Source organism: Chitinophaga sp. (genome assembly GCF_035538455.1).
Classification (GTDB): domain Bacteria; phylum Bacteroidota; class Bacteroidia; order Chitinophagales; family Chitinophagaceae; genus Chitinophaga.
The window spans coordinates 25,397-37,009 of sequence record NZ_DATLKJ010000050.1; the positions used below are offsets into that span (position 1 = coordinate 25,397).

12 protein-coding genes are annotated in these 11,613 nt (G+C 42.9%); 7 read left to right on the forward strand and 5 right to left on the reverse strand.

Features of this window, described 5'->3' with window-relative positions:
• The first annotated feature begins 111 nt into the window (after window positions 1–111).
• The 5 genes from VM802_RS06530 to VM802_RS06550 are packed head-to-tail and all read left to right on the forward strand — an operon-like array spanning window position 112 to window position 6,164.
• A complete protein-coding gene (locus VM802_RS06530) occupies window positions 112–444 on the forward strand; it encodes a hypothetical protein (RefSeq protein ID WP_325529013.1) in 333 nt (110 codons plus the stop codon).
• The gene (locus VM802_RS06535; RefSeq protein ID WP_325529014.1) at window positions 432–3,731 is read left to right on the forward strand and encodes a CHAT domain-containing protein; all 3,300 of its coding nucleotides are present in this window, start codon (window positions 432–434) and stop codon (window positions 3,729–3,731) included. Before VM802_RS06530 ends, VM802_RS06535 begins: the two co-directional genes overlap by 13 nt.
• Before the next feature lie 2 nt (window positions 3,732–3,733).
• Window positions 3,734–4,477, forward strand: a complete 744-nt coding sequence (locus VM802_RS06540) for a hypothetical protein (RefSeq protein WP_325529015.1) — start codon at window positions 3,734–3,736, stop codon at window positions 4,475–4,477.
• A 5-nt stretch (window positions 4,478–4,482) separates the two neighbouring features.
• Window positions 4,483–5,748: a 7-cyano-7-deazaguanine synthase gene (locus tag VM802_RS06545; RefSeq protein WP_325529016.1), complete on the forward strand. Its 1,266-nt coding sequence runs from the start codon at window positions 4,483–4,485 to the stop codon at window positions 5,746–5,748.
• On the forward strand, window positions 5,745–6,164 hold the full coding sequence (locus VM802_RS06550; protein ID WP_325529017.1) for an ASCH domain-containing protein: 420 nt from the start codon (window positions 5,745–5,747) through the stop codon (window positions 6,162–6,164). Before VM802_RS06545 ends, VM802_RS06550 begins: the two co-directional genes overlap by 4 nt.
• A 39-nt stretch (window positions 6,165–6,203) precedes the next feature.
• Here the strand turns inward: VM802_RS06550 and VM802_RS06555 are convergent, their stop codons facing one another.
• The 4 genes from VM802_RS06555 to VM802_RS06570 form a co-directional block, all read right to left on the reverse strand.
• On the reverse strand, window positions 6,204–7,406 hold the full coding sequence (locus VM802_RS06555) for a lanthionine synthetase LanC family protein (RefSeq protein WP_325529018.1): 1,203 nt from the start codon (window positions 7,404–7,406) through the stop codon (window positions 6,204–6,206).
• A gap of 80 nt (window positions 7,407–7,486) precedes the next feature.
• Window positions 7,487–7,660 (reverse strand): class I lanthipeptide, encoded by a 174-nt coding sequence (locus VM802_RS06560; protein WP_325529019.1) that lies wholly within the window; start codon window positions 7,658–7,660, stop codon window positions 7,487–7,489.
• Between the two features lie 214 nt (window positions 7,661–7,874).
• The gene (locus VM802_RS06565; RefSeq protein ID WP_325529020.1) at window positions 7,875–8,075 is read right to left on the reverse strand and encodes a class I lanthipeptide; all 201 of its coding nucleotides are present in this window, start codon (window positions 8,073–8,075) and stop codon (window positions 7,875–7,877) included.
• 40 nt (window positions 8,076–8,115) lie between these two features.
• Window positions 8,116–8,313 (reverse strand): class I lanthipeptide, encoded by a 198-nt coding sequence (locus VM802_RS06570; RefSeq protein ID WP_325529021.1) that lies wholly within the window; start codon window positions 8,311–8,313, stop codon window positions 8,116–8,118.
• A gap of 308 nt (window positions 8,314–8,621) precedes the next feature.
• Here VM802_RS06570 and VM802_RS06575 point away from each other — a divergent pair, with 308 nt between their 5' ends.
• Window positions 8,622–9,260 carry a hypothetical protein gene (locus VM802_RS06575; protein ID WP_325529022.1) on the forward strand — a complete coding sequence of 213 codons (639 nt, stop codon included), beginning with the start codon at window positions 8,622–8,624 and terminating at the stop codon, window positions 9,258–9,260.
• A gap of 107 nt (window positions 9,261–9,367) precedes the next feature.
• Here VM802_RS06575 and VM802_RS06580 read toward each other — a convergent pair whose 3' ends face one another.
• The gene (locus VM802_RS06580; RefSeq protein ID WP_325529023.1) at window positions 9,368–10,630 is read right to left on the reverse strand and encodes a M57 family metalloprotease; all 1,263 of its coding nucleotides are present in this window, start codon (window positions 10,628–10,630) and stop codon (window positions 9,368–9,370) included.
• Window positions 10,631–11,226: 596 nt separating this feature from the next.
• On the opposite strand from VM802_RS06580, the gene VM802_RS06585 reads away from it, so the two are divergent.
• Complete coding sequence (locus VM802_RS06585; RefSeq protein ID WP_325529024.1) at window positions 11,227–11,529, forward strand: hypothetical protein; 303 nt, start codon at window positions 11,227–11,229, stop codon at window positions 11,527–11,529.
• Window positions 11,530–11,613: the final 84 nt, after the last annotated feature.

Here is an 11,613-nt window from a genome sequence, read left to right on the forward strand (position 1 = left end):
AATTTCATTATCTCAATCTACCATACATACCTATGTAATGATTGAAACCCCAATTACAGAACCCCAATAATCTCTGCGTTCAACGTATCATTCACTAAAATATGTACAAGCATGACAACTGAAATTATCATTGCAAGTATTGCCGGAGGCGCGCTTCCTGACGTCATAAGAATCATAAAAACCAAAGACCAACCCGCGCCTGTATATTTTGCCTCGCCGTATTTCTGGGTGGGACTGGTTTTACAGATAGCATTAGGTGTTTTCGCTTCCTGGCTTCTAAATTCGACCTCAGTCAAGGAGGCTGTTTTAACGGGTTATACTGCTCCGAATATAATTACCACACTTGTTGCTAATTACGAGAAAACCCAGAAAACCGGAGACAAAGGTATAACCAGCGGAGCGAAGACCGCATTCGATAAACTACTCACATTTTGGAGAAATTAGTTATTCATAAAGTTATATCGGAGCAGAAGAATCTATTTGATGGCGGTTGGAGAGTGACGAGTGATAAGCAGGATAAATACTTGTCGATATTCAAATGGCTGACAAAATGGTTTGGTGGTCTTGTCCGCAAAGCCCAGCTCAGAAACGCGGGTTATCGTAAAAAGCTGCTGGATTGCCTAAAACAGTCAGATATATTTAATTCAACAAAATTCATCTTTCCTCCCGACCCCGAAACAGATCTTTCAAAGATGTATCTATTGCAGTTCAGGGATTACTGGCAAATCCCCTGGGAACTGTTATTGAATGATCTCGATATCCCGGCATGCCAGAATACTTCTATTATCAGGGTTCAGGACTATGACACGCTAACTGACGGTATTTATTCTATAGGGCACAAATTGAAGACGCTCATCCTGGTTGGAAGCGACGGCGATACCGCTACCGGTCAGATTGACCTAAATGAAGAAACAAAGGAAATAAAAGAGGTTGTAGATGGATTACCTTTTGCTGTTAAAAGCAAAATTGAAGTAAGGCAGGAATCTCTGGACCTGTCAACTTTACCGGAAATATTGCAAACATTTCAGCCACATATTATATGGTTCAATGGCCATGGAGAAACCAGGGAAGATACCGTGCTGCTGGATGCAAACAGGAAGTGGGTGAGCGCCTCTGCAATTACACAAAACCTGCTTACGAGTAATGCAGCGCCTCTGTACATTATTTTGTCTGCCTGCAACACCGCGCAAACACCTCTTGACCGGAAGTGCTATTATACTTCGCCAGCTTTCTTTCAAAAGATATCATCGCATATCAGTCTTACGCTATTAGTCATGCAATCACCGATCAGGCTAGCGGCGGGCAAGTTTCTTGCCAGGGAAATATTTAAATCGATACTATCCGGACTGTCGCTTGAGCGCTCATTCAGTACCATACGCGCTTCACTGAAGCATGAATGTACTTCGGGGAATGCCTCATTATTTGAAACAGACTGGGCTGCTCCTGTCATTTGGACCAACCGGCATCCCAAGTCCGAAATCCAATGGGATCAAGTGTTGGGGCAGGTTGAAGAGCTTCAGTTGCTTTCTCTTCGCGGCGTTGTCAATCCGCAGGAAAGCAATATTGCCGACTCGGTCATTTATGGCGATGATAAAGATGAATTTGAAATGCTTTTCCCAAAGCAAAGGATTGATTCCTGGATTGATCTGCAGCGGTTGTTGCTTACCGTAGATGATTACACGAAGGATTTACGAAATAAAATTTACAGGCTGATTGCGGAAATGATCATCAGATATGAAAAAACACCCATTCTGATTGATCTACACGAACTGCACTACGGGGAGGGGATTTCAGACCGATTAACAGAAGAATTGAGGAAGTGGGCAGTTTCATTTACCAAAAGATTAAATGTTGTAAATACCGGGAACAAGGCATTGATAGGATTAGTCAGGTCCTTTGCCAATTCCGGGAACGTGCCACTCCGTTGGGAGATGTTATGTAATATGAAAGATATCTTTCTTGTTATACTGCACCCTCCGCCCCCTATCAAAGACGAAAGCAACTGGTTCTGGCAGGCCCTGGACAAGCCCAATATTCACAACCAGATATGGATCGTATCAGATCAAAAGGATATTATTATGGAAAATGTGGCGTTTAGCGTAGATACCCCGTTACAGCCCCCGGGAGTTCAAAGTATCGAACTTGGAATTAAAGAAAACGGCAGGTTAATAAAGACTTTAGCCCTTTTAAATTTTGAGATCAGTTATAATCTGATAAGATTATCACCGCTTCCAACAGGTCAGGATTTTAACAAAAAGTCGTATTGGATCCAGCTATTTCAGGATACCTGCCGCGGGCCGTTAATTAAATGGCATGCCAGAAATCTGGTATTGGATCTTATCTCCAGTGATGAAAGAACCGATTTGCATACAGCATGCATGAATCTTCTGGAATCAAAGGTAACGAAGGAATATGCGAGGTTCCAGCCGGGGCTTTGGGAAAAAATGCGGTACCACGCACTCGAAGCAGGATTATTTGATAAAGCGGCTACTGTGAGCGACGATCTGATCACCTATTATCATATTCAGCACCTGCCCTTACATATAATAGCCGCTTCGGTGAACATTCCACCTGAGCATTTCAGCAACCAGATAATTTTACTGATTGCCTGGGCTTATCTTCAGACAGGGGACCTTGAGATTTCCAGGTTTTATCTGGACCGGATTGACGAGGATAATGACCTGGAAAACCCATTCCTCAGGGCTCACAAGTGCCTGCTCCTGGCAGAAATTATTAAAAGCAGCGTTGAGACAGATATTCCTGACCAGACAAAGCAAATGCTCGACAAAGGGATTGCAATACTAAAAACGGTGCAGCAAAATGGAGAGGTGGATGAGCGCAGGAGAGCCAATAGAGAAATACTGAAATTCGAGCACGACAAACTAAGGGTTATTCAATACCTGGAATATGATCTGCATACCGCAGAAGCAGGTTATCGCTGGCTATTAACAGAATGGTCTGATGAATATGAGACCACCCAGGTGAACAAGGCTGTGATTCTCAGGAATCTGGCGGAATGCCTGCGTAAGTCGGTCGCCTCACTGTATAAGACGGACGCCTTCCCGGCAGACATTGGCAATCATGAGATGGTTTCGTTCATAAACCAATCCATAAAGATCTGCGAGGAGAGTATGCCCCGATCCACTTTCTATGTTGAGGCATTATACGAGAGAACAAAGTTATGGCTATCGCTCAGCAAATGGACGGGGATTCCCAATTTCCGGGAGAGCGGAAAGACTGATATAGAGAAGGGAATATCGATATGTGGGGAAGAGGGTTATTCTATGCTCATGAATATACTACAGGCGAAATACCTTGTGACCTTCTCCATACTCAATGAACCTGATGCCATTTCCATAATAGCACAGCTGAAAGGCATCTCGCATGGTTGGGCTGTGCGTACCCGGCTGTCGTTGATGGACCGGCTGAATGACTTGTATTTCAAAAGTGATGAAGGTGGCAACAGCAATGTAAAAATCAGTGATCTTTCCGGCGAGATGCTGCGTGTATTTGACGAATATCGTTATGTGGGATTTGGAGAAAGCGACAAAGTAATCATCATAAAGACGTATGGCCGGATGGAGATCATTTCCCGGTCACAGAAGACGGATCAAACCAGCACGTACGAAATAACATTAAAGGAAAAATATTCCTGGGTCAACGAATCATTTAAGAAGGTACACGTGGATACAGCACAGCAATTTTATCAGAAAATATTAAACCAACAATAGTTATGGGTAGTGGTTCTTTTGCCGGAGGAATGGCTGGCCTGCCGGGAATGGGCAGCGGTTATGGCGCCAAACTATATGCGTCGTTGAGAAGTAGCTCCACATCGTTATCCAAAAAACAGACTGAAGTCGAAAAAGACAGTATCATTATCCGGTCAAAAATTGCGAGAAAAGCGGACTTTGAAGAACAAGTATCTAACCCGTTGCTGAGCCATGTCTACAAATCGCTTTTTGCGTTAAGCGGTGCAGCATTTCTGAATAAAGATCTCCACAATTTTTTCTCAGCGGCAGCAATCACTGAAGGCCCTGGCTGTATGAAGAAATGGGTCGAGAAAGTAATGCAAAGGGACCTGCAGGTAAATGAATCCTCTAAGAGCCTCATCCGGATGAGCCTGGAGAATTTTGTTTTAAAAGCATTAGATAATGACATCAGGGCTTATTTCAACGGCGATGCACAAATGATCCTTGGGAAGCTGAACCAGAAGGTATTTAAAAGCACCTCAGGATATTTTCTTGGTGAAGTAATTAAGCAATTAACCCAAAAACAAATAGCGGGAATAGACAAATCCGGCGAAGGCATCGTAGGTATGGCCGCACAAAAACAGGCTGATAAAATTGTTGGTCACTTCCAGCGCCAATTCATGGGTAGTATGCATCCTGCAGCAAATGGCAAGCAGATTACTTATGAAAATCTTTTCGACATCATCGCCTATGAAAAAGACTGGTTCAAAAAAGAATTCATAAAATAAGTCTTATGATCAGGTTTACCCTTAAATATTATAACCCAGGAGTGAGAGATAAAACATTTGCCTTTCCTGAGGGGGTTGACGGCTTGTCCTGGGAGCTCGCAGGTGGTTCAAGCGTAGGAAAAAATGGTATCGATAGTTTGTCTGCCGACCTCCTCACCATTGCCCTTACCATTTATCATACTGAAAAATTTGTGTCTCCTTCAAATGGTTCTCCTATCCATAAAATTGTTGTCCGCATTCCCGTTTACAATAAGAGAGCCTGTGAGTTATCCTGTGAGTGGTTGATTAAGATGCTTGCATTCATGAATTCCATTCCTTTTGAATTCATTTTTTCAGAAAAGAAAAAGAAAAGGCGTATTACGTTCATGACAGACCCCAGTCCTGTTGAGCAGGTTGTTTTATTCTCCGGCGGTATGGATAGCACCTGTGGAATAGCCACATATCCGAACCAGTTCAGCCGTTACACTAAATTCGTTTCATATTATACCCGTCAACAAAAAATACAGCGTGATATCCTGCAATCGCTGGGGTATAATACAGCAGACATGATCCAGCTGAAATCGAAGCTGGTCTATACCCAACAACGCAGACTTAATCATCATTTCTCCTATCGTGCATTTATGTTCCTGGCTATGGGGAGTGTCTTTGCAAGATCATTTGGTGCAAAAACCATCTATCAGTTTGAAAATGGCGTATTAGCCAATGCTGTCCCCCCTTACGCATCAATTTCTATGACCAAACATGCCCATCCCATAACGCACAAGTACTACATAGCGTTCATTGAAAGCTTGTTCGGAGAAAAAGGATATACTATTATCAATCCATTTTTATACAAAACGAAAAGAGAAATGGCCGAACTTGCAGGTAAGGAGTTTAAGGCAGATTTTGGAGAGATATTAACCAGGACAGAAACCTGTTGGTATATTTATTCCAATTTTAGCCTAACAGGTAAGGCCAAGGAACCAAATAGGGCCTGTGGTATCTGTATTCCATGTCTTATTCGCAGAACAGCCGATGAGAACTACGATTTCCAGTTTGATATCAGTTCAAAGAAAATATTGGCTAACGATAGTGTTGCTTTCATTTTCAGATCATACGAAGCGTTCGTAAAAAAAATGCTTACCTGCAAAGATGAGATGCATTTCTATATGGACTTTCTTGACGGAACTGCACGGGAGTCATTACAATTAACTGACCAGCTTGATCTTAAGGAATTATACTTATTATACAAAAGATTCAGCAAAGAGTTTGAGAAAGAATTTTTGCAATGAAAGCGTTAAGTATACAACAGCCGTGGGCCACTCTTATTGTTAATGGAGTTAAAAATGTTGAAATACGTACCTGGAAGACGCACTACCGGGGTAATCTCTGGCTTCATACAGGGAAAAAGCAGGACACTGCAGCTGCAGATTACTATTTTTCCCAAGACATGCTTGGCAACCAGGTTTTACCCCAGGGAGCATACATAGGTATTATCGAACTTTCCGCAATTGTTCCACTGGATGCTGAGCGTTGGGAGAAATGGAAACCGGTACACCTTGATCTCGGAAAATTTCACCCGGGTATGTTTGCCTGGCTGGTTTCCGTAGTAAAAAAATTCGAGCACCCCATTGCCGGACGGGGAGAGCTTGGATTATTTACGCCCAACGAAGCTACTCTTACCCTGCTTGAGAAGGAGATTGAATAAAAACTGTTCCGGAGTACGAGTCCTGATGGTTACCGCTCATTACGACAATAATAAAAATTCATCCCATGATAAAGGGGCCGGATGTGTATGAGAAATAAGTGACAGGCCAACACCACAGCTACCGTCAAGCAAATCCCAGCAATAGTCCCACTGTTTATCATCTCTCCGCCAGGATTTTATTCCGTGTATATTGTTCTCATCCGGGAATACAATTTTCTTCAGTGCGAGCTGGTGCCAGTCTATCGCACAGTTATAGAACCCTTTATCATTTGTTTCATACCAGAATCTTCTGTACATGGTGGCGGCGCCACTGCTGCCGTGGCACAGACATGTATCTACAATTCCTGATGTATTTTCCGTATTTCTTTTCCTGTTATGATGCATGATCTCCAGCGCCTGCCTCATCCATCTGTCTTCTTTGAAATACTTTCCGCAGTACCATAACGACCATGCTACGCTAAGATCTCCGTAACACCATGACAGCCGGTCGTAACAAGGATAACCGTCCAGTTTATCAGGGAACAGCGCCTGTAAAGAAGTGAATGAATCCGGGTTTTTATAGCTCAGTATAAACTCCATACTTTCCTCTATCAACTGTTTGCAGGTCTGTTGCATAATACCGGCCTCAAATATCTTTGTAAGCAATATTTGCAGTGAACACGCCCCATGCGCCAGACTAAAGGCATCGATTCCTTTCTGAGCAGTTGGGTCCAGCATAAAGAACACGGGCATACTACGCCCTTTCTCTGTCATATAGCTTCGCTCTTTGAGTGCCATAACAAATTTACCCAAGTGCTCCCTGACATCGTGTCTGTCGGCAAATTCCAACAGAAAATGACAGATACCTGCACTTCCATGCAGAAAGTCGAAGTCATGGTGTGACAGATAGCATTCACTGTCTATCATGGCCGCCGTCATAAAATCAGTTGTCAGATCATTTATATCAATATCAATAAAATTATGCTTATTCAGGTGGTGCAATAACCAAAACGGTCCTGTGCTGCCTGTACAGTAAGAATAGTTACCCATGGCAGCAGGATCAAATTCGTCATATAACTGCTCCAGGTATGTGTATGCATGGTTTTCCTTATCATCTATGTATTGTTCATAGTAGAAGAGGTAGAATAAAGCGCCCCATGCACCTTTAAACAGGCTATCCTTATAGTCTGGTGAATATGTCCTTTGATTCAGCAACTTTACAATATCCCGGTATATCAGGGTTTGCTGCGAATAAGATTTCATGAGAAGTAATTAGCATTCATAAAGTACATGAATGACGATGATCTAATCCTACGGGACAGATCATCGTCATTCACTTCATTTTAGCAGCATGGCCTTCCTGTGCATGCTGTAGGCTTTCTTGTTGTACCGTCGGTACAGTTTGCAATGAGTGTAGCGCCACCCAACAGGTTGTTTTGTTGTTCAACTTGCAGTGATGCGATCGTTTTCTTGTCGAAAATCAATTTTTTGCTCATTGGGATTTTCTTTCTTTTCATAAAACCGTATTAGAGGGATCCTCCCCTGTCTTCGACCGGAAGTTACGCCATGGGGTGGTTGTTCAGCGTTGGAGTATGAAAGGCAGCAGGCATTATGCGCCGTGCTACCGGATTACAGGCAGCAATTAAAAGGGAGTTCGGATACTTAATCTTAGTTAACAACACTTAGCATGTCGCACTCCGGAAAACCTATCTATTTTTCTATATCGATTTGCTAAACACAGTTATAACAACGTTGTTGAGGAGACGGGCTTGTAGGGCGGCATTCAGTAATCAGGGTTACTCCAGGGCAGGCAGGGCAAATACTACCGGTAATCCCTCCATTCAGTTGTTGTTGTGCAGATGAATTCAGTGCAGCTACAACGGATCTTTGCAGCAGCAATTTTCTTTGCAGATGGACAAATTTCTTCTTCATGAGCAGTTGATTTAAATTAATCTATCAGCGCCGGTTACATTCATACACATTCCACACCTGGTCTTGGGTGAGAAATACATCCTTCCTGCGGGTCCCAGGTATTATTACAATACGCGTCCCAGGTATAAATAGCTAACTGTCCGCCAGCCAGATGTGCCTGTAAATTTGTATTCAATTCTATGATTGCGTTTTTTTGTAGCATCAGCTTTTTGCTGAGTTTAATACTTTTCTTTTTCATAACTGCGGGTTTACGGTTGAATAAAAGTGCGCGCTTTTGAAACGTGAGAATCGCTGAGACGTTCTGTTGATTAGTATGCGGTATTTAGATGAAGGTAAGTTTATATCAGCTATCATCCTCCCCCTGCTGGCAGGGGTTTTTTACCCCCTAGTTTCAAGGGGGTTCTACAAGAAAAAAATGGTAAAGAAATCAGCGTACTCCCTCCTCAAAGCACATCCCTCCGAATTGATTATTCCATTGCTAACGTTTATATTTCATTTTATACAGTACATACCCGTTATATCTTTTACTTCAAAACAGGAAATATCATGAAAGCGATAACAATGATTTTTTTGGTATTAATCTTCATGAGTTGTGGCTCAACACGAACAGACAATGCACCCTTAAAAACCGTTACTGATACAACGGGCGCCCTTTCCTATAACTATGCCACAGGACCTTTCAGTAGTCTTGTCAGAGATTACCACAAAAGGGAAATTGTCTATGCCCTCTGTTATCTTGACTCCTCTTTTGCAAAGCAATTTCCGTTTCCGGAAGAACCCTGTTTCCTGAATGAAGACCTGCGTGATATACCCCTGCTTGCTGATAGTCTTTTTGCATTTGAGGAGAAAAGGTATCATCAGCTGGATGAGGCTCATAGGTACGAACTGATGGATGGGCTGAATATATGGTTAAGCAATGACAGGCTGCTGGAAGGCGGCAGCCTATTGACCACGTATATGCAATTACCGGATATATTGATACAGATACCGGCTACCAAAGCATTGGTAACAGCTTATTTTACCCACCCTAGCCAGACCAGCGCTTCTTTTGCAGAAAATCAGCTGTGTCAGCTCTACTATGACCTGCTGCGGTATTTACAGCAGAAATCCAGGAAAGAGCGCATCGCTTTCTTCAGGAGATATTATGATCTGGCAAGTGCAGACGGACTCAAAGGGGATGAATAATATCCTGTATTCCTGACATCAGCACTTATGCCCGCAGGAATTGATGGTGGATTACCGGCTCACCAATTCCCGCGGGCACTGCGCAATTGCATCAGGGATTCTATTTATCAGGGCCGCTGTATATACCATCGTTGATTACCGCCATTCAGCCACGTCCATTGCTGAATCTGCGCTCCATCATTATTGATATTGTTTGCATCTATATCCAGCACTTTGCCGCTCGGCTTACTGACGATAGCATAAGAGCCATTTGCCTCCGGACGCACTATCCATTGCTGATTCTGGTTTCCACCCCAGGTCCATTGTTGTACTTTGGCGCCGTCGCTGTTGATAAAGTTAGCATCAACGTCCAGTGACTTACCGCTACCAACACTGATAATCTTATAGTAGCCATTTCCCAGGTAGGTGAACGTCCATTTCTGGTTATCGTGGCCCAGCCAGGTCCACTGTTGTACCTTGGCGCCGTCGTTGTAGATATAATTGGCGTCGACATCCACGACTTTTCCGCTTCCTACGCTTACAATCTTATAAGTCCCGTCCGGGATAGGGTTACCAGTAGTGGTCTGTCCGTATAAATATCTTAGTGCGATTATATCATTTGCATTGAATGGACGGTTTACATTAGTACCTACGCAAGCCAGCATCCAGCTATTGGGATCTGCAGCAGTAGGTGTGCCGGGGATGTTGATTGCCCCCACTCCCGCATCACCTTCATTACCACCGGACCCACAGCTATAAGCCCTATTGAAATAGTCAGTATGCCGCAACCCGATAGTGTGTCCGATTTCATGGGCAATAATGGTGGCCATATAAGCCTGATTCGGACTATTTCCAATGTAGCTTGCATTGAGTTTAATCGGACTGGGAGGATTGCCTTGTGCATCCGGGAAGCCAGCAGATTGTCCGAGTATGCCCCAGCCAAGATTTGCATTAATAATATCCACATTCCCGCCGCTGGCTATTCTGCGAAAAGTAAGACGCAATCCCAGGGCATTATAGCGCGCTATCGCTTCATCGGCAGCCGCCACGTAGGCAGGCGGCAGATTTGTCACCGAAATAGTAATTTCCCTTTGGCCGGATATACTAATGAGATTATTGGTACGGTACTGTTCCGACTTTGCAATAAGCAATTTCTTGCCGTTAGCCCCCTGGCTCAGTGACTTATCCGACAGAAAAATATCGCCTTCCACCACGTAGCCATCCTTCACTCTTCTGATTTCATTGGTATTAAACCCCTGGCCTTTGATCTGGGAAATAATGTTCTGAGAGATTTTATCTTTGTTGTCTTCCTTCACCTCGTCTTTTCGACAGGCAATAAAGAACATGCTACATACAAGGACGCATAATGATACTTTAGATAGATGTTTCATAGCTACTAGTTTAGATTTGGGTTAAGAATGGGTGTTGAGTAATCGAGCTACATTCGATCTTACAGATTCATTAGTTGATGAATGAAGGTAAGTATATACCAGCTATCGAGTTCCCCCAGTGGGTGGGGATTTTTTACCCCCTGGTTTTGTGGGGGAGCGATGGATCTATTTTTATATCTAATCGGAGTAAGATCTAATCAAACATTCGCCCAACAAAGGTTTTCTCTCTGTATTCATTCTATTTTGTGCCTTCTTAATAATTAATTTCGCCGTTTTCTCTCGCAATATTCTTTTGTTAAGGTTTCCCGTAAAATAGATTGCTTCACCTCAACTAGTTTTGGGTAAAAAGTTTATTATCCCATAAAGCCAGTAACCTGACAAAATATATTGCCGAACAGATACGGAAGTTAATCAGCAAAGGGAATCGCTGATTAAGGGACTTGTTCATCCCATAAGCAAAGGAGAATATCGAAGATAACAAACAATGTGTGATCCTATCCGTAAATTCTCTGACTTTCACTTATTCCCCGTATATATCACTTCTAGTACGTAAGGCCATTCTGCCAATAGAAGTGTCATCTCTAATAAATTGTAAAATGAGCGTTTTATTAACATATGATTTAAAAGAAAAACATGAAGCAGTTAAGAACAATATGATAGGGCTTGGCTACTCTGCAGAAGTTATCGACCGTGCAACAAATAAAAAGATCTATTTACCTAACACGGCATTATTTCATGAAAAGAAGACTCCCCAGGAAGCGATCAATGATTTGAAGACGATATGCCTCAATGTAGGATTACAACAGGGAATTGGGTTAGAGCGAGCTTTCGCAGTTTCCTTCAACGTAAGCATTCGACCAACCACGTCTTCTTTTGCTGTTTTGAAGACACTAGCTTAGTAGAAAAAAGTGATGAACCCTACGTCGGATGCAAAGGGACGGAAACGTCGAAGCAAAAATGAGATACATCGAATATTGCAAGAA

What these genes read in the sequence shown, in the direction of transcription:
- VM802_RS06530 (WP_325529013.1), top strand. Translation starts at nt 112, where the DNA reads ATGACAACTGAAATTATCATTGCAAGTATTGCCGGAGGCGCGCTTCCT.
- VM802_RS06540 (WP_325529015.1), top strand. Translation starts at nt 3,734, where the DNA reads ATGGGTAGTGGTTCTTTTGCCGGAGGAATGGCTGGCCTGCCGGGAATG.
- VM802_RS06545 (WP_325529016.1), top strand. Translation starts at nt 4,483, where the DNA reads ATGATCAGGTTTACCCTTAAATATTATAACCCAGGAGTGAGAGATAAA.
- VM802_RS06550 (WP_325529017.1), top strand. Translation starts at nt 5,745, where the DNA reads ATGAAAGCGTTAAGTATACAACAGCCGTGGGCCACTCTTATTGTTAAT.
- VM802_RS06555 (WP_325529018.1), bottom strand. Translation starts at nt 7,406, where the DNA reads ATGAAATCTTATTCGCAGCAAACCCTGATATACCGGGATATTGTAAAG.
- VM802_RS06560 (WP_325529019.1), bottom strand. Translation starts at nt 7,660, where the DNA reads ATGAAAAGAAAGAAAATCCCAATGAGCAAAAAATTGATTTTCGACAAG.
- VM802_RS06565 (WP_325529020.1), bottom strand. Translation starts at nt 8,075, where the DNA reads ATGAAGAAGAAATTTGTCCATCTGCAAAGAAAATTGCTGCTGCAAAGA.
- VM802_RS06570 (WP_325529021.1), bottom strand. Translation starts at nt 8,313, where the DNA reads ATGAAAAAGAAAAGTATTAAACTCAGCAAAAAGCTGATGCTACAAAAA.
- VM802_RS06575 (WP_325529022.1), top strand. Translation starts at nt 8,622, where the DNA reads ATGAAAGCGATAACAATGATTTTTTTGGTATTAATCTTCATGAGTTGT.
- VM802_RS06580 (WP_325529023.1), bottom strand. Translation starts at nt 10,630, where the DNA reads ATGAAACATCTATCTAAAGTATCATTATGCGTCCTTGTATGTAGCATG.
- VM802_RS06585 (WP_325529024.1), top strand. Translation starts at nt 11,227, where the DNA reads ATGAGCGTTTTATTAACATATGATTTAAAAGAAAAACATGAAGCAGTT.